Raw genomic sequence first — 22,896 nt, 5'->3', positions numbered from 1 at the left:
GTGGGGTTCGTGGACGCGTGGGATCACCTGTACCGGTCCGAACATGCGCCCGAACCCGACGTGCCCGAACCGGCGGCGTGCCCGGCGTACGAGTCCACCCCGGTCGACGCCACCGCCGGTCGGGCCGCCGTCCGGCGCGCGCGCCGCAGGCGCAACCGGCGGCGCCGGGTGTTCCTGCCGATCGGGGTGGGCATCGCGCTGATCCTGCTGACCGGCGTCTCGGCCGCCTACGTCGCGTACCAGCGGCTCGACGGCAACATCAAGACCGACCCGGTCGACGGCAAGCTCAACGCCGACCGTCCCGACGTGGGCGGCAACGGCACGGGCAAGCCGATGAACCTGCTGATCATCGGCTCGGACTCGCGGGCCGGCGAGAACCGCGCGCTCGGCGGCGGGGGCGACACGGGCGAGCGCTCGGATACCACGCTGCTCGTGCACCTGACGTCCGACCGCGAGCACGCGGTGGTCATGAGCATCCCGCGCGACCTGCTGGTGACCGTGCCCTCGTGTGTGACCCGGGACGGGGCGCGCTCGGTCGAGCAGCGCGGGGTGATGTTCAATTCGGCGTTCGAACTGGGCGGCGCGGCCTGTACGCGCAACACCGTCGAGAAGGTCACCGCGATGCGCGTGGACCACCACATCATCGTGGACTTCTCCGGCTTCAAGGGCATGGTCGACGCGGTCGGCGGGGTGGAGATCTGCCTGCCCAGGACCGTGCAGGACCGCGAAGGCAACATCTCGTTGTCGGCCGGCCGGCGCAGGGTGCACGGCCGGGAGGCGCTGGACTACGTACGGCTGCGCCACGACATCGGGCTCGGCGGCGACGGCAGCGACCTGGGCCGGATCAAGCGGCAACAGGCGTTCGTGGCCTCGCTCGCCAAGCAGATCCGCAGCGGCGACACGCTGACCAGCCCGACCCGGCTGTTCGCCCTCGCCGACGCGCTGACCAAGTCGATCCGGGCGGACGAGGGCCTGGACTCGGTCTCCGCGCTGGTCGATCTCGCGCGCGGGATGCGCGACCTGGAGACGAAGAACATCACCTTCGCGCACATCCCGGTGTACAACCCGCCGGACGACAACAACCGGGTCGCGCTGGTCCAGCCCGACGCACGGCGGTTGTTCGACGCGATCAACCACGACGAGCCGCTGGACGGCAGGCGCAAACCGGGCGCGGAACCGGCGCCGGCCCCGGTGGCGCCGGCGGGTGGGGCGGCCCCGGCCGGTGCGCCCGCGCGACCGCCCGGCGGTCCGGGCGGGTCGGTGAAGCCGCAGGTGAAGCCGCCGGTGAAGGCCGACATCCGCAACGGGGACCAGGACATCTGCAAGGCGAACTGATCGCGCGTCATCGCGACCGGATGCCGGCGCCGCACCTGGGGGCCGGCCCGGGGAGTCGCGCACGATAACGTGCCGGCAGCCGTGCGGGCGGGGTGGGCACCTGATGTTGCGGCGATTTGGCGTGACCTGTGTCACACGCACAAGGCTGCACGCAACTCGAAGAACCGGCGCCACGTCTATCAATGCAACGACCGCTCCATGCGCGGTTCGTCGCTTGATGAGCGTTGGGCGCCTTGGGGAAAGAAGCAGACACGACGTGAGTGACAGCGAACGGGCCGGCAAGCGGGCCGGATCCGGTCGGGACGCGAGCCCGGAAACGGCGCCCGAGACCCCGACCGAACCGGACATATCCGCGACTCCGCCCCCGAACGGGCCGGTGGAGAACGCGGAAGTCGGCAACGCGCGGAACGCGGAGGCACCGGGCGCGGAGGCACCGGGCGCCTCGGGCGCAGCCGCCTCGGCGGACGCGGAGCCCGCGGCGCCGACTTCGGGTGCGGCGACCGGGCCCGACACGGCCGAACCGGCAGGCGAATCCGCGGCCGCCGGCCCCGCACCCGCACCGGGCGCGGAGGACGCCGCCGTGGTCGCCCATGCCACAGAAGCGAGCGCATCGGCCGAGGTCGACGAAAGCACGGCGGACAAAGCAGCTGTCCCGAGCGAGGGCACAGCAGGCAACTCGGACGACTCGGGCGAAGATTCGGCAGCCGGGGACACGGCAACCGAGGCCGCCCCCGACACGGCAGACACGACAGCCGAGGCAGCCCCCGACACGGCAGACACTCCGGCCGAGGGCACGACGGCCGACGCGGCAGGCGCGACAGCCGAGGTGGCCTCCAACACGGCAGACACGACAACTCCCGGCACGGCAGCCAAGCCGGCCGAGGGCGCGGCGGCCGAGGCGGCTGTCGGCGCGGCGGGTCACACCACCACGGCCGACGGCGCCGACGGCGCGGCCCCGGTCGTGGCGGGTGCGGCCGGGCCCTCCACCGCCCCCGCCACCACCCTCCCCCGGCGGCCGGCGATCCGCTCACCGCCGCCGTGGCCGCGATGGCCGCCGACGGCGGCAAGGCGGCCGACCGGCGGGCCCGGCGCGACCGGCGCCGCCGGGTGTACAAGCGCGTCCTGATCGGCGTCACCGTCACCGTGGCCCTGGGCCTGGTCGCCGGCAGCGTGGTGGTCTACACCCTGTACCGCAAGCTGGACGGCAACATCACCACCGAGGACCTGACTGCGAAGCTCGGCCCGGAGGCCGAACGCCCGCAGGTGGTGGCGGGAGCGCACAACGCGGCCAACATCCTGCTGATGGGCTCGGACGACCGCAGCGGCGACAACAAGCAGTACGGCGACATCGGCGAGGGCACCAAGCGCTCCGACACCACGATCCTGCTGCACCTCGCCGCCGACCGGAAAAGCTCGGTCGCGGTCAGCATTCCGCGTGACCTGATGGTGGACATCCCCTCCTGCGTCCGGCCGGACGGCAGCAAGTCGCGGGCGTACCGGGACCAGTTCAACCACGCGTTCGAGATCGGCGGCGCCGCCTGCACGATCAAGACCATCGAACAGATGACCAAGGTCCGGGTCGACCACCACATCGTGATCGACTTCTCCGGCTTCAAGGAGATGGTCGACGCGGTCAACGGCGTCGAGGTGTGCCTGAGCCGCCCGATGCGCGACACCGCGGCCAAACTCGACCTGCCGGCCGGAAAGCACAAGCTCGACGGCGAGCAGGCGCTCGGCTACGTACGCGCCCGCAAGAACGTCGACGACGGCAGCGACACCCAACGGATGACCCGACAGCAGCGTTTTCTGGCCGCGCTCGTTAAGAAGGTCAAGGTCGGCGACATGCTGACCCAGCCGTGGAAGTTGTACAACCTCCTCGACGCCGGAACCCGGTCGATCACCGCCGACCCGGGACTGAGCTCGCTCAAGGAGCTGATGGACCTGTCCGACAGCATCAAGGGCATCCCGAACGACAAGGTCGCGTTCCTGACCGTGCCCAGGCAGCCGTACCGCTTCGACACCGACCGGGACGAGTTGGTCCAGCCCAAGGCGGACCGGCTGTTCGAGGCGATCCGCTTCGACCGGGTCGCGGTCGGCGAGGGCGTCAGCGGCAAGGACGAGAACGGCTTCGAGAACAACGGCGAGGTGCGGATCGAGCAGCCGGCGACCCCGCTGCCGTCCGCGCGCACCACGATCGACGAGAACGGCGAACGGGTGACCGTCACCCCGACCGCCCCGGGCACGGGCGCGACCGGCAAGGGCGCGACCACGCGGTCCCCGGCCGGTTCCTCCCCGCCGGGGTCGACCGCGCCCCCGTCGACGTCCACGGCAGACCCCACTTCGACCAGCGGCATCCCGTCGGCCAAGCCGACCACGCCCGCGGACACGAGCCCCATCGTCACCGTCTCGGGACGCACGGCGGAACAGGACGTGTGCGCGGGCTGATTCATCGACACCGCATCAGGGAGAGCCGGGGACGTCGCGGACCACGACGCCCCCGGCAGGTCGCCGGAGGGGACGCCACGCATGGGCACGGACGCGGAGACCGGAACCGGGGGACCCACGGCACCCGGTGGACGGGACGGACGCAGAAAGAGCACAGTGAAGAAGCGCCTCAAATGGATCGCGATCTCCGTGGTCGGTGTCCTGCTGATCCTGGCCGGCAGCGCGTACGGGTACATCCGGTACCTGAACGGGAAGCTGCACCACACCCAGATCACCGCCGACAAGAACAACCGGCCACCGGCGTCCCCGAAGGACGCCCAGGGCCGAAGTCCGATGAACATCCTGCTGATCGGCAACGACAGCCGGATCGGCGAGGGCCGGCGCTACGGCGCGGAGGGGCACGAAGGGCTCGCCGACGTGGCGATCCTGATGCACCTGTCCGCCGACCGTTCCAACGCCACGCTGGTGAACATCCCCCGGGACACGATGGTGGACATCCCGCGGTGTGAGATCGGCAAGGGCAAGGACAAGAAGGTCACCGAGGCCCGGTTCGGCCAGTTCAACGACAGCTTCCGCAGCATCGGCGCGCCGTGCACGGTGGCGACCGTGGACCGGATGCTCCAGGTGCGCATCGACCACTACATCGAGGTGAACTTCAAGGGCGTCCGCGACCTCACCGACGCGGTCGGCGGCGTGCCGATCTGCCTGGACGCGCCGATCCACGACCCGGTCCTGTCCGGTCAGCGCGGCGGCACCGGACTGGACCTGCCGGCCGGCCCGAACACTTTGAGCGGCAACGACGCGCTGCAATTCCTGCGCGCGCGCCACGCGTTCGGCGACGGCAGCGACCTGGCGCGGATCGAGGCGCAGAAGGTGTTCCTGGCGTCGCTGGCGCGCGAGTTGAAGAGCAACGCGAAACTGACCAACGTGGACGGCATGTTCCGGATCGCCAACAGCGCGGTCGGCGCGTTGACCGTCGACAACGACCTGGCGGGCGTGGACAAGCTGATCGACCTCGCCGACGAGATCAAGAAGGTGCCGGAAAAACGCATGGCGTTCACTACGCTGCCGACCGAGACCTACCGGCCCGCGCCGGACCAGGTCCAGCCCAGACGGCCCGCCGCCGACAACCTGTGGGCCGCGATCCGCGCCGATCGGCCGTTGACCACGGGCGATCCGGCCACGGATCCGCCGCCCGCGCCGGTGACCGAGACGCCGGCACCGCCGCAGACGATCGCACCGTCCGACGCGGCGCAGATCCGGGTGACGGTGGACAGCGGGAGTGCGGGGAAACGAATCACCCCGGTGGTCGACGCACTCAAGCGGCTGGGTTTCAAGGCGACTTCGGGTTCCCCCATGCCGGACGGGCGGGAACACGCCAACAGTCGGATCACCTATCCCGACGGCAGGCAGGAACAGGCCAAGGCGATCGCCGTGGCGCTGAACCTGCCGGAGACCGCGCTGGAGGCGGCCCGCGCGGGGGAGACCACGATCAGGCTGCTGATCGGGGCGGATCTGCCCGACGCGGGTACCGGCGGCAGCGGCGCGCCGACGGGTTCGGCGAGCGCCGGGCCCGAGCGGGTGCCGGAGCCGCCCAGGGCCGCCGACCTGAACCTGGAGACGGCCGACGACACGAAGTGCGCCTCACCGCGCCGGAAATGACCGGTGCCTGGTCGAGGAGGGCGCGACGTGCGGGTCAGGACGCTCGTGCGTGCTCCTCCTCGACCGGTCGACGACCGGTCCATGACCGGCTGTCGACCGACTGACGACGGATCGGGAACGGTCGGATCAGGTTTTTGTGCCTTTTCCGATGATCCGAGTGTCAGGACTTCGCAGTCTCGGTGACCATGGCGAGATCTCGCCGGTTATGGTGGCTGCTTCATACCGACCATCACTTATCACCGTCGGGTTCCGTGTGGGTGGCTCCGGAACCCCGGTGTCGCCAAGAGGACCGTGCACAGCCGGGGGGACCGTGCGGCGGGTACAGCCGGAGGGGATCTCGGCGTGAACAGAGGGAACGGGCCGCATCGTGGCGCGCCCGGGGACAACGATCCCCTGGGCGGCATGGACGACGCGGACGTCGCGGACATGTGGGTGATGAACCCGGACACCGGCAGCTTCGAGCTGCGGGCGCCGGGCGGCGGTGCGGTCGATGCCCCCGGCACGACCCGGCCGCGCACCCCCGGCGCGGCGGGTACGTCCGAGGGCCGGCGGCGGCCGTCGGCGGTGGAGGCCGCCTCGGGCCGGGGTACCGGTTCGGATCAGGGCGCCGCCGACGCGCCGCCGTCGGCATCGCGTCGGCGTGGCGCGGGAACGGCCCCCGTCGGGCGCGCGGGCGCCCGGAACGCCGCCGCGGGCAAGGACAAGGCCGCGCCCAAGAGCACGGTGAAGAAGCGGCTCAAGTGGATCGCGATCACCGTGGTGGGGCTGATCGTGGTGCTGGCCGGCACGGCGTACGGCTACATCAAGTATCTGGACAGCAAAATATCCACCACCGCGAAGAACGCGGGCAGCGAAGGCGTCCCCAAGGCCGAGGAGGACGCGTTCGGGCGCCGGCCGCTGAACATCGTGCTGATCGGCAACGACAGCCGTAAGGGTCTCGGCAAGAAGTACGGCGCGTCCGAGCACACCGAGGGCCTGGCCGACGTCACGATCCTGATGCACGTTTCGGCCGACCGCAGCAACGCGACGCTGGTCAGCATCCCCCGCGACACCATGGTGCAGATACCCAAGTGTGTCGTGGACGGCAAGACGTATCCCCCCTCCAACGGGCCGCAGTCGTTCAACGAGAGCCTGGCCAACGGCGGTCCGCCGTGCACGGTGTCCACGGTCGACAAGATGCTCGGGGTCCAGGTGGACCACTACATCATGATCGACTTCACCGGCGTGAAGAAGATGACCGACGCCGTCGACGGCGTGGACATGTGCATCTCGGAGCCGATCAACGACCCGGTGCTGCCGAACCAGCAGGGCGGCACCGACCTCAAGCTCGACGCCGGCAACCAGAACCTCAGCGGCGAGACCGCGCTGAAGTTCCTGCGCGCGCGGCACGCCTTCGGCGACGGCAGCGACCTGGCCCGGATCAAGGCGCAGAAGGCGTTCCTGATGGCGCTCACCCGCAAGCTCAAGAACAGCGCGTCGTTGACCAACGTCCAGGGCATGTTCAAGATCGCCAACATCGCGGTGGAGTCGCTGACCGTGGACAACGGTCTCGGCGGCGTGGACAAGCTGATCTCGCTGGGCAACCAGTTGAAGAAGGTCCCCGAGAAGCGGATGGCGTTCACCACGCTTCCGGTCGAGGAATACCCGCCACTGCCCAAGGTCAAGGTGCAGCCGAAGCAGCCCGAGGCCAACAACCTGATGGCGATGCTGCGTACGGACACCGCGGTCACCAAGGACGACAAGCCCGCGGAGCAGCAGCCGGCGACCGCGCCGACGCCGGAGGCGCCGAAGGTGGACCCGGCCACGCTCAAGGTCGACGTCCGCAACGGCAGCGGGGTCAACAAGCGGGCCAACGAGGTGGCGGCGGACCTGGTCGGCCGCAAGTTCGTCGCGGTCAGCGCGGGCAACGCGAAGGACGGCAAGACCCACGCGACCAGCTCGATCACCTACCCCAAGGGTCGCCTGGACGCCGCCAAGGCCTTGGCCGCCGCAACGGGCCTACCCGACAGCGCCCTGACCGAGAGCACCTCCACCGCGGTAACCCGCTTCGAACTCCTGATCGGCAAGGACTACCCGAGCACCGCCCCGCCCAACAACGCGGCCCCACCCACGGATCCCCCGAAGAACATCGACATGGAAACAGCCGACAAAAACGTCTGCGCGCCCAAGAAAAACCGCTGACACACCCCACCAACGGCCGCGCCTCACCCCCCAAAAGCAGGAAAGAGGCGCGGCCACCCCGCCCCCGCCCCCAAGACGACCCTTGCCGGAAGCGGGGGCGCGGAGTGGGTGGTGGCCGGCTGGGGGCAGACGGGCGTGGCCGGACGCAGAGCAGGTGGGCGGCCGGCTTGGACGGACGGGCGCTGCCGGACGCGGACCGGACCGCGAGGCGCGCGGGTGATCGGCCTGACGCCAACGCGACTTGCCGGGCGCGGACACGGCCGGACGCGGAGCGGGTGGGTGGCCGGCCGGGGGCGAACCGGCGCTGCCGGGCGCGGACCGGACCGCGAGGCGCGCGGGTGATCGGCCTGATGCCGACTGGACTTGCGGGCGCGGCCACGGTCGGGCGCGGGGTGGGTGGGCGGTGTCGGGGTGGTCGCGGGGGTGGGAATGGGTTTGACGGGGGCTTTGGGGGTGGGGAGGCTTTGGGGGTGGATGACTCCCGGGTGGTGCTTCGGCGGTTGGATGAGGAGTTGTTGGCCTCCCTGTTGGATGCGGCCGTGCGCGGGGCCGAGCCGGGCGAGGTGATGCCGGTCGAGGTCGGGGCGGCCGGGTGGACCGCCGATCGACGGGCCGCCTTCCTGGCCTTCCATCACGAATGGGCCGCCACCCCCACCACCTACGCGATCCTGGTCGACGACGTGGTGGTCGGCGCCGCCCGCCTCCAGCCGACCCCGGACGGCGACCTGGAGACCGGCCTGTGGATCGGCCGTGAACACCGGGGCCGAGGCGTGGGCCGCGCCGTCGTCGCCCTCCTGCGCGCCGAAGCGCGAGCCCAGGGCGCACCCCGCGTCGTCGCCACCACGACCGACACCAACACCGCCGCCCGCCGCCTGCTCACCGGCGCCGGCGCCCAGGTGCGCACCCGCGCCACCCCCACCCCCAACGGCGACACCCTCGAAGCCACCCTCGACGTCGACTGACTCCCCGGGCGGCGTCCCCCGTTCGTATGCGTGAGCGGAACCTTCGGGGGTGGGGATCGTTGGCGTCGGCATGATGATCAGTTCCGGCCGTACGGCCGTGGCCCTGTCCCTCGGATTCGCCGGGCTCGCACTCGCGTTCGTCCCGGTTGCCGCACAGGCACAGGCACAGGCACAGCCGCAGGCGCGGCGGCTCCCGGTCGCGGGCGACCAGGTTTCGCTCGACCCCACCGTGTGGGTGACGGCCGACGGGACCGTCACCATCTCCGGCACCTACCGCTGCTCGGCCGACCACGCCGGGACCGTGTTGGTCGGTGGCAGCGTCAGCCAGGCCGGCCTGCACATCGCGATGGGTGCGAACGCCGCCACGTGCGACGGCCTGACGCACGACTGGCGCAGCTCCGAGCGGCCCCCGCTCGACTTCGTGCCCGGTCCCGCGCGCGGCGACGCGACGCTGCTCGAACTCCGAAGCGGCGAAGGCGTGGTCCCGGTGCTGCCGAACGTCCTCGCGCAGGAGACCCGCGACGTGACGATCACCCGCGTCTGAGCCGCCGTCGCCCGGCGTGGTGTCCGATCCGGCCCCTCGGCCGCCCCGGACACCACGACCGGACGCGCTTTCCCGGGCTCAGACCCGGATCAACTCCTCGCGCAGCTCGGTCAGTTCCTCCACCGCCGCGATCCCGCTCGTCGCGCACACCTTCAGCGCCACATCCAACCGGGCCACCGCCGCCGGGCGCTCGTCCAGGCCGAACGCCTCGATCCGCGCCGCCAGTTGCACCGCGTCGAGGTAGCCGTCCGCCTCTTCGGGCAGCACCGCCACGTACGCCGTCGCCGCCTTGTCGGCCGCCGCCCGCGCGGGGTGCAGCCGGTCGGCGCGGGCCAGCAGGTGGGCGAGTTGGTGGTGCGTACCCGCCCGCTCGACCGCGACCATCGTCGCCTCGTCGTCCGCCGCCCCCGCACCGGTCTCGGCGCCCGCCAGCTCCCGCAGCGCCTCGGCGAACAGCGCCACCGCCCGATCCACCCCCGACGGGTCCTCCCGGTCGGTGCTGCTCGCGATGTTCCACGCCTTGGCCCGCAGCGCCCGGACCGTCTCGCGCACATCGCCCTCGGCGCGCAGCAGTTCGATCGCCCGTCCGAACGCCGCCTGGGCCTGCGGGGCCATCCCCGCGTCGTCGAGCGCGTGCGCCGCGGCCACCGCCAGCTCCGCCTGGGTCGCCCGGTCGGCCACCTTCACCGCGGTCTCCGCCGCCATCGCCAGGTGCCGGGCCGCCTCCCGGGTGTCGCCGAGTCGGCGCAGGCACAACCCGAGCGCCCAGCGCTCCTGCATCGCGTGCTCGGGGCCGTGGTGCTCCTCGACCTCCGGAAGCAGCTCCTCCAGGATCGCCGCGGCCTCGGCGTCCCGACCCAGGCCGAACAACATGCCCACCGCACCTCGTCGGCAGGCCGCGGCCATCTCCGGGTCGCCCTCGTCGTCGAAGACGTGCGCGGCCTCCAGCGCGAACGGCAGCGCGTCCTCGGGCCGGTTCTGCGCCCCGATCGCGTTGGCCAGCATGGTCAGCGCGTGTCCGACCGGGAACTGCGGCTCGGTGTAGAACGCGGCCGTCTCCAGCGCGGCCCGCATGTCCGCCTCGGCCGCCACCGGGTCGGCGAGCCGCATCCACACCTGGCTGCGCAGGAACAGCGGCCGGCAGGCCAGCCACGGCCGCTCGGCCTCCCGGCACAGCGTGATGGCCGCGCTCAGATCGGCCTCGGCGTCCGCCGTGCGATCGGCCTGGAGTGCCCGCTCGGCCCGGATGTGCAGCGCCGCCGACTGGCGGTGCCGCAGATCGTGGTCGCGGCCCAGGTCGTGCAGCTCGGTCAGGATCGCGTCCGCGTCCTCGGCCTCGCTCGCCAGCGCCACGATCGCGCGATGGTGCAGGACCAGCGCGAGCGGCGCGGCGTCGTCCGGCAGGAATCCGGCGGCCTTGACCTGCGCCGCCTCGAACAGCGCGAGCGCGTCCGGCTCGTCGGCGCGGAACCGGGCCATCGCGAGCCGCACCTCGGCGCCCACCGCCCGGCCTGCCGCGTCCGCCGCCAGATAGCCGGCCGCGGCCCGGTCGAGGGCCGCGGCGCCGGCCGCGAACTCGCCCTCCTCGACCAGTTCGATGCCGTCCGCCTCGCTGATCGCGGCCAGTGCGAACACATCCACGTCCTGCCCCCGCGCCCGCGCCGCCGCCGCGTAGTCCCGCCAGGCGGCCTCCGCCCGGGGATGCCCCTTCTCGTCCAACTCGCGCGCATAGGCGAGCAGTTCCTCAACCCCCCTACCGGAGACCACAGTTGCCGCGGGGCCGACGGCAACCCGCGTCGCCACCCGCACGGAACGCAGGCCCAGCGGCAGCGAATCCGCCACCGGGACCGCCGCCAACCGACGCCGTACCCGCGAACTCACCGCGTCGTTGCCGTTGCGCGCGTCGAAGCGCGCGGCGATCTCGAACAACTCCCGCTCGACCGTCTCCCCCAACCCGCCGGCGGTGGTGTCCTCGAACACCACCAACTCCGGCCCGCCCACCGCGACCAGGCGCCGCAGCAACACCGCGACCCCGGCCAGGAAGTCGGAGTGGTCCGACGGATCGCTCTGCGGACGCGCCAGCCAGGCCCGGTGCTCGGCCAGGATCTCGATCCCGCGCCCCTCGTTGCCGGTCAGCGCGCAGAACTCGATGTGCTCGGCGACCGCCGCGTACGTGCTCACCTTGCCCCGCACGGAGCGGTAGCCGCGCAGGTGGTGCGCCCGGGCCCGGTCCGGGCTGCCCTCGCGCACCAGCGGCAACATCGAGGTGGCCAGCGAGACCTGCGGCTCCTCCGCGCAGGTGAGCTCCCCGTCCAGGGTCGGCGCGAGCAGTTCGAGCGCGTCCGCGTCCCGGCCCCGGGCGATCAACCAGCGGGCCTGCTCGCGCCGTTCGCACGCGTCGCAGTCGGCCAGCCGGTCCCGGTCCGCCGCCAGCCAAGCCTCGAACGCCTCGGTGGTCTCCGCGTCGGCGCCGATGTGCCGGGCCAGGTAGAACCGGCTCTGGTGCACCGGCCGCAGGCTGTGTCCGGCCGTGCGGTAGCGGCGTTCCATGTCGGCGAGGTAGCCGCGGATCGCGGTCAGCGGCACCTCGGGCACCGAGAGCAGCGAACTGGTGATCCACTTCAGATCCCAGAACAGGTGGTGGGTCAGCTGCTCGTCGAAGCCCTCGGGGTGCTCGTCCCACAGCCCGAGCAGCCGGGACAGCGGCACCGGGGTGCGCGGCGACTCGCCGCCGTAGTTGTACGCGGTGATCAGCCGCAGCAACGCCCAGGCGAGGTTCTCGTCGTTGCCCATGCGCTCGGCGACGGTGACCAGTTCCTCGGCGCGGGCGGTACGGGCCTTGCCGTAGGGCTGTTCCTCGTTCGCGTCCAGGGCAGCGAAGAACCCGGCGTCGTCACGGATTTCCATTCCAGGGTTCCTATTCGGCGGGGTTCGGCTGGTGGACGGCGCGCTCGAGCAGGCCGAGGAAGGACCGGCCGAGCAGGCCGGTCTCGGCCGAGGTGAGCGGACGGTGGCTGAGCAACAGGGCCTGGCCGTAGAGCCCTTCGACCGCGGCCCGGGCCAGTTCCGGATCCGCCAGGCCGGCGATCCGGCGGACCAGCGGGTTGAGGTGGTTGAGCACGAGCTGCGCGCGCGGGCCCTGGTCGCGCAGCGAGCCGAGGATCCCCGACCACAGGTCGTCGCCCCGCCCGGCCGCCTCCTGCTCGGCCTCGGCCCGACCGCGCTCCCCGCGCGCGTCGCGCCCGTCGAGCAGCAGCGCCGGCACGGTCACCGGCTGGAACGTACGCAGCGACAGGTCGCACGCGAGCGGGTCGAGCGCGGCCCGCGCGTGCGCGAGGAAGCTCGCCGCGCCCAGTTCCACGGCCGGGTCGACCGCGTCCAGATGCGCGGTGACGGTGTCCGGGTCGAGTTCGGCGACGGTGGTGCCCGGCCGGATCTCGGCCAGCCGGTACACCAGGTCCAGGTCGTAGGTGTAGCCGCCGTTGACCACGCCGAGGCCGGCCGCCGCCGCGATCGGCGCGACCTGCCGATACTCCTCGACCGTCGAGGTCACGTGCACGACCGGGTGCCGGCGGGCGAACTCGTCCAGCGCGATGCGCCCGTCGGTGGTCTCGAACGGCAGCCACGGCAGCACCAGGCGCAGCAGTTCGTCGTCGTGCCGGGCCAGTGCCTTGACGCCGAGGTGATGCACGCTCAGGAACCGGGCCAGGCGCGGCTGGTCGTGCGCGGCCAGGTCCGCGAGCCAGTCCCGGATGTGCCCGCCGAGCGCGTCGCGCACCCCGGCAAGCGACTCGTCGTCGTACAGGCTCTCCCGCGACGCGGTGGGCCGCAGCGTGTCGGTGTCCACCACGCAGCGCACGAAGAACGCCCAGTCGGGCAGCAGCCCGTCGGCGTTCTCGGTGAGCAGCATGCCCTTGAGGTGCACGCGGTGCTTGCCGCGCATCGCGGGGCTGACCGCCTCGGGCAGGACGAACGCGGCGCCGCGCACGCCGGCGAGCGGTACGTCGAGGTCGATCACGTCCAGGGGGGTGAAGCCGAGCCGGCTCTCGCAGTAGGCGCTCAGCGCGGCCCGCCGCAGACCCACCGTCGGGTACGGGCGATCCCACACCGCGGGGGTCTCGGTGATCGGGATGTGCTCGCCGGCGGCCACCACGGTGACCCGGTACGGCAGCAACGCGCCGAAGTCGCGGGCCAGTTCGATCACCCGCTCGGGGGCGAACCACGCCTCGCTGCCCCGACGCGGGGTCAGGAACACGGTGGTGCCCGGCACTTCGTGTGCGCTCGGGTCCAGGGTGCGCACCGTGTAGCGGCCGTCGGCGCCCGCCTTCCACTCCACGGGCGGCGCGTCGGTCAGCGCCGAGCGGGTCACCACGGTGATCTCGTCGGCGACCACGAAGCAGGCCAGCAGGCCGATGCCGAACTGGCCGATGTAGTCGCGCCGCGCGCTCTCCAGCGCGTCGCGCTTGGAGCTGCGGCCGATGGTGGCCAGGAAGCGGTGCACGTCGGCCTCGGTCAGCCCGACCCCGGTGTCGGCGACGCGCAGCCCGCCGTCGGCGACCGTGATGGTGATCGCCGCCTCGGCCTGCGGATCGACGGCCCGCCGCGCGGTGACCGCGTCGACGCCGTTCTGCAGCAGCTCGCGCAGGTATACCCGCGGGCTGGAGTAGAGGTGGTGCGACAACAGGTCGACCAGACCCCGCAGATCGACCTGGAAGGTGTGGTCTGCGTCGGATATCGCGGCGTCGTTCATGCGGAGTCAGTCACCTCGGGGCAGGGTCGCCGGCCGACATCCCGGCCGAGTGCCGATGGTACGAAACGACGGGGACAGGCGGCGAGTCACTTGTCGACCATCAGTCACCACGGGCGGGACGGGGCACCTTGATCCGGCGCCCCGTCCCCCGGGTCAGTGCTTGGTCGCGTCCACCGTGCGGCCGTCGCGCAGCGCCTGGAACAGCGCCTTGGCGCCCTTGTCGTCCCACAACACGGTCGAGCCGATGTCCTTGACCATGTGGCCGGGGTTGGCGATCGGCACCGTGGTGGTGACGCCCTTGCCGCCGGACAGGCTGCCCATGTCCTTGAACAGGTCGTACAGGTCGAACAGGCCCGCGTCCTCGTCCACCGTCACCGCGCTCAGCGAGGCGTCGGCGACCGGGAAGGCGCTGAACGGATTGAGCAGGATCCCCGCCGACTTGGCCTTCTTGGCCAGTGCGCTGAGGAACATCTGCTGGTTCTCCATCCGGGCCAGGTCGGAGCGCGCCGGGTCGTAGTAGCGCGAGCGCACGAAGGCCAGCGACTGCTCGCCGTTCAGCGTCTGGCAGCCGGCTTCCAGATCCGCCCCGGACTTCGGGTCCTTGATCGGCCCCTTGAGGCAGATGTCCACGCCGTCCATCGCGTTGACGATGTTGTTGAACCCGCCGAACCCGATCTCCGCGTAGTGGTCGAGCCGAATGCCGGTGGCCATCTCCACGGTGCGGGCCAGCAGCGGCGCGCCGCCCTTCTCGAAGGCCGCGTTCAGCTTGTTCTTCTGCGCCTTGACCGTCTTGCCGTTCTTGCTGAACGCGGGGATGTCCACGTACGAGTCGCGCGGCAGGCTGATCAGCGCGGTGCCGCCCTTGCCCTTGTGCAGGAGCATCATCGAGTCGGTGCGCTTGCCCGGGGCCTTGCCGGTGTGCAGCTTCTTGCGGTCGGTCGCGTCCAGCCCCTCGCGGCTGTCCGAGCCGACGATCAGCCACGTGGTGCCCTCGATGCCCTTGGGCCGGCCCGCGTAGTTGTCCAGGACGTCCTCGTGCCGGATCTTCGAGTCGGCCCAGAAGTAGGTCACCACGCCGAACGTGAGCACGAGCGCGACGAAGACGCCGATCCCGATGAGGATGCGCTTTTTGACGTTGGCCGGACGCCGGGGGCGCGCGGGCGGGCCGCCCGGACCACCGGGACCACCGGGGCCGTCGGGACCACCCGGTCCGCCCGGCTCGCCCGGGGCGCGCTGCGGCGGCGGCCCGGGCGGTGCGGCCGGCGCGGCGTTCGCGTCGGCGTACGACGGCTGGGGCGGGTAGCCGTCCGCACCGGGCGGCCCCTGCACCGGCGGCACGCCGCCCGGCCCGGCCGCACCGGGATGCGGGCGCGGGTAGCCGTCGGGGGTCCGGGGCGGCGGCGGGTATCCGCTCGGGCTCTGCGCCGGCGGCGGTGGATAGCCGCCCGCGGCGTTCCCGCCGGGGCGGCTCGGAATCGTTCCCGGGGGAGGCTGCTGCGGCTGCTGGTCGCCATCCGCCCACCCCGGCGGCCACGTGTTCATGTCCCCGAAGCTGTCACTGGATCAGCCCCGAGGCAACCGAATGCCGAACTCGGCGACCATCTGTTCCACACTTGATGCTCACTTCTTACATGAGACGTCATCACCGGATTTGGCGGAGTATGCCGGACTCGGCGCGGCCGGGTCGGCCGAGGGCGTCTCGGCGTTCGTGGCGCCGACCCGAACCGGGGTCAGGCCCGGATACGACGAGCCCACGATCACCTCGATCGTCCGGCCCAGGCCGGTGACCTGCTCCGAGGTCGCGCCCGGCAGCGCGGCCTGCACCGTCTTGACCGAACGGCTCCACTTGGGGTCGTAGCGGATGATCGTGCGCGTCCCGTCCGAGGCGTTGGAGCCGCGCGGCGGACCGGCCACGGCGAAACCCGCGCCCTTGAGGTCGTCGTACGCGCGCGTACCCAGGCCCGTGGTCGGCGTGCCGTTGTACACCTGCACCGAGATGTCGCCCGGCGCCACCTCCACCGACACCGGCGAGGGCGCGACGGCGACGCTCGGGCTCGGCCCGTCGGCTTTCTTCTCCGGCGGCGCGATCAGGTCCTTGTCCTCGCGGATCGCCCGGAACAGGCCGGGGGCCTTGGCGTCGTCCCACAACACCGTCGAGCCCCACTCCGGAACCTGGTGGTCGATGCTCTTGAGCGGCACCTGGGCGTAGGTCACGCCCGAATTGGACAGGTTGCGCATCTTGGTGCCCAGTTCCAGGAAGGACTGCGGACTCATCCCCTCGTCCACCTTGATCGACCCGAGCACCGCGTCCAGCACGTTCTTGAGCTTGAGCGGGTCGGTCAGCGTGCCGGAGGAGGTCGCCTTCGCGAGCACCTGGGTGATGAACTTCTGCTGGCGCTGGGTGCGACCGATGTCGCCGGTCGGGTCGCTGGCGATGTAGCGGGCGCGGACGAACTGCAGCGCCTTGACGCCGTCCAGTTTGCTGGTGCCGGCGGGCAGGTCCAGGCCCGACTTGGGGTCGCGCAGCGCCTTGGGCGTACACATCTCGATACCGCCGAGGGTGTCCACGACGCTGACGAAGGAGACGAAGTTGACCTCGATGTAGTGGTCGATCCGGATCCCGGTGGCCTTCTCCACGGTGGCCACGGTCAGCGACGGGCCGCCGAGCGTGTACGCGGCGTTGATCTTGCCCTTGGACGGGCCCCGCTGCTGCCCGGTGGTCTTGTCCTTGTGCGCGGGGAAGTCCACGTAGCTGTCGCGCGGCAGGCTGGTGATGGTCGCCCGGTCCCGCTTGCCGTTGAGGTGCACGATCATGATCGTGTCGGTGCAGTCGCAGGACTCGCCGCCCGCGTGCAGCTTGTTCAGCGTCTCCTTGGGGATGCCCTCGCGGTTGTCCGAGCCGACGATCAGGAAGTTCAGGTCCTTGCCGGAGCCGGTGTCCGGACGGTCCGTCAGGCCTTTGAACGGGTCTATCCGTTGGATCTTCCCGTCGAAGTGCTTCACCCAGGCCCAGCCGATGCCGCTGGTGGCCAGGATCGCCGCGGCCAGCGCGCCGGTGAGCAGCACCAGCCAGTTGCGGCCGACACGCTGCCCGTTCCGGTCGCCCCGGGGGGTTCTCGCCGAGGGTCGGCCGCCGGTTGTCGCCATGGGGTGCGGTGTCCCTCCTCGCGGACCGATCTCGTCCCGCCGTTCCGTTGCGCGCCGTCGCGCGCGCCGTGCGGATGTGCATCCGTACCCGCTTACACCCGAAGGACGCCTCGTCGTCCGGCCACGGTTGCGGTGGGCGTCGAACCACCGTAAAGCGGGACCGGGAACGAACCGCAGCGGCACGCCGACGGTCGGCGCCCGCTCGCCCGCCCGGCTTCGTCCGCTCGATACCCGCTCGCCCGGTCGTCGTCCGCTCGATACCCGCTCGCCCGGTCGTCGTCCGCTCGATACCCGCTCGCCCGCCCGGTCGATGCCCGGCGAGGGGGCCGTTCGCAGTACGCTCCGAGACGATGAATCACACCGCCGACGAGCCCGCCACGCCCGAGCCTCCTGCTCGCCGGGTGGAGCCGCTTCCCGAAAAACCGCCCGTCTCCGTGATCATGCCGGTGCTCAACGAGTCCCGACATCTCGAGGAGGCCGTCGGGCGGGTGCTCGCCCAGGACTACCTCGGCGACATCGAGGTGGTGATCGCGCTCGGTCCGTCCACGGACGACACCGACGCCATCGCCGCCCGACTGGTCGCGAACGACTCCCGCGTGCGCACCGTGCCCAACCCCACCGGCCGCACTCCCAGTGCGCTCAACGCGGCGATCCGTGCGTCGAGTCACCCCGTGATCGTGCGGGTGGACGGCCACGGGATCCTGCCGCCGGGCTACATCTCCACCGCCGTGCGACTGCTCGCCGAGACCGGCGCGGCCAACGTCGGCGGGCTGATGCACGCCGAGGGCACCACGCCGTACGAGGAGGCCGTCGCGCGGGCGATGACCTCCAAGCTCGGCGTCGGCAACGCGCGCTTCCACACCGGCGGCGGCGCGGGCCCCTCCGACACCGTCTACCTCGGCGTCTTCCGCCGCGAGGTGTTGGAGGAACTGGGCGGCTACAACGAGGAGTTCGTACGGGCCCAGGACTGGGAGCTGAACTATCGGATCCGGCAGGCCGGCTATCTGATCTGGTTCTCCCCCGAACTCGAGGTCTCGTATCGACCCCGGCCGACCACGAAGGCGCTGGCGAAGCAGTACTTCGACTACGGCCGTTGGCGCCGGGTGGTCACCCGGCACCACGAGGGCTCGGTCAACCTGCGCTACCTGGCCCCGCCGGCCGCGCTCGCCGCGGTGGCCGCGGGGACCGTGGTGGGCCTGTCCGGGCGCAAGGTCGGCTGGCTGGTGCCGGGCGGGTATGCGATGGGCATCCTCGCCGGCGCCGCGTGGGAGGGCCGCGATCTGAGCCCGAACGCGCTGGTCCGGCTGCCCGGGGTGCTCGCGACGATGCACGGCTCGTGGGGCGCGGGCTTTTTGACCAGCCCGAAGAGCCTGGCCGAGCGGGTCGAGGCGGGTACGGAACGAGACGCCGAGGAGTCCGGCTGAGGACACCCCGCGAACATCGCGCCGGCCCGGGTCGCCCGTGTGTGCGACTCGGGCCGACGCGTATCCGCGGGCGCGGTGCGCCCGCTTCCCGATCCGACGCGCCGTGCCCCCCGGTGGAAACCGGGTCCTATCGGTAAAGCCAAGTAACGTGGCGGCGCTGGTCACCGCTCGTCCCCGGTGACAGTCTGTGAACAGTCGGCACGGCCTTGGGAGACGACGGCGATGAGCGACAGGGACTCGGTTGTGGCCGCGGGTGTGGCGATTCCGGACGCCCGGCAGGCCGCGGAGGACCGTGGATTCACCCCGCCCGAGCGACTGCGACGGGTCGTCGTCACCCACACGGATGTGGGCGAGCAGGTGCCGCACGATCCGGTCGAGGGCACGTACACGCTGCACGTGGCGCCGGCCGAGACGGTCGCGGTGACCACGTCCGTCGAGGTCTTCGAGACCGGCGTGGTGCGGTCGCTGCGGGTGCCGGTCGACCCGGCCCGGACCGCCGAACTGGCCGCGGCCCGGGCCGCGGTCGAGGCCCTGGACGGCGGCGGGGTGATCCGCGGCCTGCGCCGGATGATGGCCCAGCGCGACCTGGACGCGGTCCGCAACCGGCACCGCGCCGAGGTCGAGCGCGACGCGACGGCGTGGGCGGCGCGCTGCGCCCGGGCGTACGAGCCGTACGTGCGCGCGTTCGCGGCCGACGCGGTGCCGGCGCCGACGCCCTCCCCCGTGCTCGGGATCGGGCCGACCAACACCGCCGGGCAGGGCCACGCGTGGGCCCGCGCGGTGGAGCGGCACCTGCCCGGGGTACGGGCCGAGTCGGCCGCGCTCACCTCGGCGAACACCCTCGGTCACCCCACCGATCGGGCGATCGGCACCGACGACTGGTTGTCCACCCGCTGGCAGCTGGGCCGGCTCGCCGAGGTCCTGGACCGCTATACGCACGTGCTCGCCGAGTGCGGGATGCCCGCGTTCGGCCGACTCGGCGGCTCCTGGGTGGACACCGACCTGGCCGAGCTGCGGGCGGCCGGGATCGCGCTCGGGCTGGTCCTGTACGGCTCGGAGGTGCGCGATCCGGCGGCGCATCGGGCCCGGGTCGAGTTCTCCCCGTTCGACCCGCGCTACGAGCTGACCCACGCGCTCCAGGCCAAGGTGGACCGACTGCTGCCGGTCCTGCGCGGCCTGGAGGTGCCGACGTTCGTGGCCACGCCCGACCTGATCGCCGACGTGCCGGACGCGGTCTGGCTGCCGGCCGTGCTCGACCCGGCGGACTGGCGCACCGAGACCCCCGTGCTCACCCGCGAACGGCCGGTCGTGGTGCACGTGATGGCCGGCCCCTTCCTGCGCGGCACCGCGCGGATCGAGCCGACGCTGCGCCGGCTGCACGACATCGGCCTGATCGAATACCGCCGAATCCTGAACAGACCCGCCGCCGAACTCCCGGCGCTGTTCGCCGACGCCGACATCGTGCTCGACCAATTCGCTTGCGGCTCCTACGGGATGACGTCGTGTCAGGGCATGGCGGCCGGTCGACTGACGATCTGCTACCTCCACGAGTCGGCGACCGAGCACCTGCCGGCCGACCTGCCGATCCGCGCCGCCGACCCGAACTCGCTCGCCGAGGTCCTGGAGGAGGTCGCCGCCGAGCCCGACGCGGCGCGCGAGGTGGCCGCGCGGGGACCGGCCTACGTCGCCGAACACCACGACGGCCGGCGCTCGGCCCGGATCCTCGCCCGATTCCTGGGCGTCGCGGCCGAGTGAGCGCTTTCCCGGGCGCGGGGACCGGGCGGGCACTAGCGTTCGGGACATGGCAATCGACCCGAGCGCGGACGTGGACGAGTCGGCGACCATCGGCGACGGCACCCGCGTGTGGCACCTCGCCCAGATCCGGGAGGACGCGGTCCTGGGCCCGAACTGCGTGATCGGGCGCGGCGCGTACATCGGCCCCGCGGTGCGCGTCGGGGCCAACGTCAAGGTGCAGAACCACGCCCTGGTGTACGAGCCGGCGGTCCTGGAGGACGGCGTCTTCATCGGCCCCGCGGTGGTGCTGACCAACGACATGTATCCGCGCGCGGTCACGCCCGACGGTCGGATCAAGGGCGAACAGGACTGGCACGCACAGGGCGTGACGGTTCGTCAGGGCGCCGCCGTGGGCGCCAGGAGCGTGGTCGTGGCGGGCGTCACGATCGGCCGCTGGGCCCTGATCGCGGCGGGCGCCGTGGTCCACCGCGACGTCCCGGACTACGCCCTGATGGCCGGCGTACCGGCCCGCCGCATCAAGTGGGTGGGCCGCGCCGGCGTACCGCTGACCCCGACCGGCGACGGATCGTGGCGCTGCCCGGAGACGGGCGACCTGTTCACGGAGCGGGACGGCGAGCTGACGATGACGGCGGCGCAGCCGCGGCCCTGATCCGAAGGCAGGACCACGCCGCGCTCGCCGACTTCGCCGCAACCGAGGAACACGCGCCGGCGGTGGACCGGTTGGCCGACCGCCACGAACCGCCCCCGGCCGGCCGAGGAGGCCGGCGCCACGAGCGGCCTGCTGACCGTCGGCCCCGAGGCGGGCCACCTCCGCGACCTGGCCGATGCCTCCGGTGAGCGCCCACTCGTGGTGGCACTACCCCGAGTCGGGAGGTTGGCCGGATCGTGCCGGGTGGGTGCGGGCGCGGATCCTGGATCAGGCAACCGACCGACACCCCCACAGGAGCCGACTCGTGCGTTCATCGGCACGGCACACGCACCACCCTTCCCGACGACCCCGGATCGGCCGGCGCGGCACGGTCTCGGCCGTGGCGGCGCTGGCCGCCGGCCTGATCGTGGCGGGGGTGATGGCGCCGCCCGCGGCGTCGGCCGGCGGCCGGCCGGACGGCGTACAGCGCGGCTTGGACTCGCTGGTCGGGCCGGCGGGCTCCGTCGGTGCGCCGGGCGCGCTCGCAAGCGTGGCGGACCGGCACGGGCACACCCGTACGTACACCGCGGGCGTGGGCGACATCGCCACCGGCGCGAAGGTGCCCCGGGACGGCCGGGTCCGGGTCGGCAGCAACACCAAGGCGTTCACCGCGGTGGTGGTGCTGCAACTGGTCGGCGAGGGCAGGATCCGACTCGACGAGCCGATCGAGACCTACCTGCCGGGCGTGGTCCACGGCGACGGGATCGACGGGAACGTCATCACCGTCCGACACCTGCTCCAGCAGACCAGCGGGCTGCCCAACTACACCGAGTACAACCTGCAACTGCGCTACTACGAGCCGCGCGAGCTGGTGAACATCGCGCTGCGACACCCGGCCGACTTCGCGCCCGGCGAGAGCTGGAAGTACAGCAACACGAACTACGTCCTCGCGGGCATGCTCGTCGAGAAGGTGACCAGGCACCCCATCGCCCGAGAATTCGACCAACGCATCATCAAGCGCATCGGGTTGCGCGACACCTACTTCCCCGCCCCGCACGACAGCACCATCCGGGGCCCGCACCCCAGGGGCTACGACCGGGAGTCGCCGGGTGCCCCGCTGACCGACATCACCGAGATGGACCCGTCGTGGGCGTGGTCGGCGGGCCAGATGGTGTCCACCGACTCCGACCTGAACCGCTTCTACGGCAAGCTCCTGAAGGGCGACCTCCTCGAGCCGGCCCAACTCGCCGAGATGCGCGCCGACACCCGCCCGGCCGAGAAGACCTTCGGCCCCGGCGCCCGCTACGGCCTGGGTCTGGTCAGCAAGCCGCTGCCGTGCGGTGACGGCGGCGAGCTGTACTGGGGCCACGGCGGCAGCTTCCCGGGCTACGAAACCCGGGGCGGCGCCACCGACTCGGGCCGCGCGGCCAACGTGGCGGTCACCGTGCAACTCGGCGACGAGGCCGCCAGGCAGCGTGTCGACGACATCGTGACCGGGGCGCTCTGCCGGCGCTGAGCCCGGGCCTCCCGGGTGCGTCCGACGAGTCGGCGGTGGACGTGCGACTCGTCGGACGCCCCTGGGGCGTCGGGGTGCTCGGGCCGTCGGTCAGGCCGCGGCGCGGCGGCGCACGGTGCGTTCGAGGATTCCGAGGGTGGCCTTGAGCGCCGACTCGGGGACCACCGGGAAGGTGAGGCGCCGCTTCCACTCCTCGGCGAGTTCCGACCAGTCGTAGTAGGACGTCACGAGGGTGCCGCCCTCGGCCGGCTCCAACCGGTAGCCGTAGACGTGGCGGACGTGCGGTCGGATGCGGCCCTCGACGGTCCAGGCGATCTCCTCGTTCGGGACGAGCTTGGTGATCACGACCTCGACGTCGTACTTGCCCAGGGGGAAGTCCCCGAGGGCTTCCCGGTCCATGTGGACCACGAAGCGGTCGCCGGGGCGTTCCACCGGTCCGCCCTCGGCGTCGAGGAGCATTCCCGACGCGTCGATGTCCACGTGGCCCCGCGGGTCGGTCAGGATCGCGAAGACGGCTTCGGCGGGCGCCGGGACGAGGCGGGAGACC

Annotated in this window: 14 protein-coding genes and 1 pseudogene; 10 read left to right on the top strand and 5 right to left on the bottom strand. The window is 72.2% G+C overall.

Annotation, left to right across the window (positions count from 1 at the left end):
- The first annotated feature begins 9 nt into the window (after window positions 1-9).
- From B4N89_RS18640 to B4N89_RS18610, 6 genes are all read left to right on the top strand, one after another.
- Window positions 10-1,335, top strand: coding sequence for an LCP family protein (locus tag B4N89_RS18640; protein ID WP_143658016.1), 1,326 nt, complete (start codon window positions 10-12; stop codon window positions 1,333-1,335).
- A gap of 1,047 nt (window positions 1,336-2,382) precedes the next feature.
- Window positions 2,383-3,780, top strand: a complete 1,398-nt coding sequence (locus tag B4N89_RS18630) for an LCP family protein (RefSeq protein ID WP_078979450.1) — start codon at window positions 2,383-2,385, stop codon at window positions 3,778-3,780.
- A gap of 156 nt (window positions 3,781-3,936) precedes the next feature.
- Complete coding sequence (locus B4N89_RS18625) at window positions 3,937-5,442, top strand: LCP family protein (protein ID WP_161500752.1); 1,506 nt, start codon at window positions 3,937-3,939, stop codon at window positions 5,440-5,442.
- A 342-nt stretch (window positions 5,443-5,784) separates the two neighbouring features.
- Entirely contained in the window at window positions 5,785-7,623 is a 1,839-nt protein-coding gene (locus tag B4N89_RS18620; RefSeq protein ID WP_143658015.1) for an LCP family protein, read from the top strand.
- 470 nt (window positions 7,624-8,093) lie between these two features.
- Window positions 8,094-8,585 (top strand): GNAT family N-acetyltransferase, encoded by a 492-nt coding sequence (locus B4N89_RS18615; RefSeq protein WP_235618686.1) that lies wholly within the window; start codon window positions 8,094-8,096, stop codon window positions 8,583-8,585.
- 70 nt (window positions 8,586-8,655) lie between these two features.
- Window positions 8,656-9,129 carry a DUF6299 family protein gene (locus B4N89_RS18610; protein ID WP_078976952.1) on the top strand — a complete coding sequence of 158 codons (474 nt, stop codon included), beginning with the start codon at window positions 8,656-8,658 and terminating at the stop codon, window positions 9,127-9,129.
- 78 nt (window positions 9,130-9,207) lie between these two features.
- Here the strand turns inward: B4N89_RS18610 and B4N89_RS18605 are convergent, their stop codons facing one another.
- From B4N89_RS18605 to B4N89_RS18590, 4 genes are all read right to left on the bottom strand, one after another.
- Complete coding sequence (locus B4N89_RS18605; RefSeq protein WP_078976951.1) at window positions 9,208-12,036, bottom strand: hypothetical protein; 2,829 nt, start codon at window positions 12,034-12,036, stop codon at window positions 9,208-9,210.
- Window positions 12,037-12,046: 10 nt separating this feature from the next.
- Entirely contained in the window at window positions 12,047-13,879 is a 1,833-nt protein-coding gene (locus B4N89_RS18600) for an HSP90 family protein (protein WP_078976950.1), read from the bottom strand.
- A gap of 153 nt (window positions 13,880-14,032) precedes the next feature.
- On the bottom strand, window positions 14,033-15,421 hold the full coding sequence (locus B4N89_RS52650; protein WP_078976949.1) for an LCP family protein: 1,389 nt from the start codon (window positions 15,419-15,421) through the stop codon (window positions 14,033-14,035).
- A 78-nt stretch (window positions 15,422-15,499) separates the two neighbouring features.
- Window positions 15,500-17,026, bottom strand: coding sequence for an LCP family protein (locus tag B4N89_RS18590; RefSeq protein WP_078976948.1), 1,527 nt, complete (start codon window positions 17,024-17,026; stop codon window positions 15,500-15,502).
- A 350-nt stretch (window positions 17,027-17,376) separates the two neighbouring features.
- Here B4N89_RS18590 and B4N89_RS18585 point away from each other — a divergent pair, with 350 nt between their 5' ends.
- The 4 genes from B4N89_RS18585 to B4N89_RS18570 all read left to right on the top strand — a co-directional run bounded on the left by B4N89_RS18585 (window position 17,377) and on the right by B4N89_RS18570 (window position 22,349).
- Window positions 17,377-18,450, top strand: a complete 1,074-nt coding sequence (locus B4N89_RS18585; RefSeq protein ID WP_078976947.1) for a glycosyltransferase family 2 protein — start codon at window positions 17,377-17,379, stop codon at window positions 18,448-18,450.
- Between the two features lie 222 nt (window positions 18,451-18,672).
- Complete coding sequence (locus B4N89_RS18580; protein ID WP_143658013.1) at window positions 18,673-20,205, top strand: glycosyltransferase; 1,533 nt, start codon at window positions 18,673-18,675, stop codon at window positions 20,203-20,205.
- A gap of 46 nt (window positions 20,206-20,251) precedes the next feature.
- The gene (locus B4N89_RS18575; RefSeq protein WP_078976945.1) at window positions 20,252-20,854 is read left to right on the top strand and encodes an acyltransferase; all 603 of its coding nucleotides are present in this window, start codon (window positions 20,252-20,254) and stop codon (window positions 20,852-20,854) included.
- Window positions 20,855-21,158: 304 nt separating this feature from the next.
- A complete protein-coding gene (locus tag B4N89_RS18570; RefSeq protein WP_414646378.1) occupies window positions 21,159-22,349 on the top strand; it encodes a serine hydrolase domain-containing protein in 1,191 nt (396 codons plus the stop codon).
- A 90-nt stretch (window positions 22,350-22,439) separates the two neighbouring features.
- Here the strand turns inward: B4N89_RS18570 and B4N89_RS51490 are convergent.
- Window positions 22,440-22,892, bottom strand: a pseudogene (locus tag B4N89_RS51490) (SRPBCC family protein); the annotation flags it as partial.
- Window positions 22,893-22,896 lie beyond the last annotated feature (4 nt).

It is taken from the genome of Embleya scabrispora, from assembly GCF_002024165.1.
GTDB classification, from domain to species: Bacteria; Actinomycetota; Actinomycetes; order Streptomycetales; family Streptomycetaceae; genus Embleya; species Embleya scabrispora_A.
Note: the sequence above shows the minus strand (reverse complement) of the source record. Positions and strands in the feature narration are given on the sequence as shown.

Excerpts from the sequence above, each read along its gene's own strand:
- B4N89_RS18630 (WP_078979450.1), top strand. The coding sequence starts at position 2,383 with ATGGCCGCCGACGGCGGCAAGGCGGCCGACCGGCGGGCCCGGCGCGAC.
- B4N89_RS18610 (WP_078976952.1), top strand. The coding sequence starts at position 8,656 with ATGATGATCAGTTCCGGCCGTACGGCCGTGGCCCTGTCCCTCGGATTC.
- B4N89_RS18605 (WP_078976951.1), bottom strand. The coding sequence starts at position 12,036 with ATGGAAATCCGTGACGACGCCGGGTTCTTCGCTGCCCTGGACGCGAAC.
- B4N89_RS18600 (WP_078976950.1), bottom strand. The coding sequence starts at position 13,879 with ATGAACGACGCCGCGATATCCGACGCAGACCACACCTTCCAGGTCGAT.
- B4N89_RS52650 (WP_078976949.1), bottom strand. The coding sequence starts at position 15,421 with ATGAACACGTGGCCGCCGGGGTGGGCGGATGGCGACCAGCAGCCGCAG.
- B4N89_RS18590 (WP_078976948.1), bottom strand. The coding sequence starts at position 17,026 with ATGGCGACAACCGGCGGCCGACCCTCGGCGAGAACCCCCCGGGGCGAC.
- B4N89_RS18585 (WP_078976947.1), top strand. The coding sequence starts at position 17,377 with ATGAATCACACCGCCGACGAGCCCGCCACGCCCGAGCCTCCTGCTCGC.
- B4N89_RS18580 (WP_143658013.1), top strand. The coding sequence starts at position 18,673 with ATGAGCGACAGGGACTCGGTTGTGGCCGCGGGTGTGGCGATTCCGGAC.
- B4N89_RS18575 (WP_078976945.1), top strand. The coding sequence starts at position 20,252 with ATGGCAATCGACCCGAGCGCGGACGTGGACGAGTCGGCGACCATCGGC.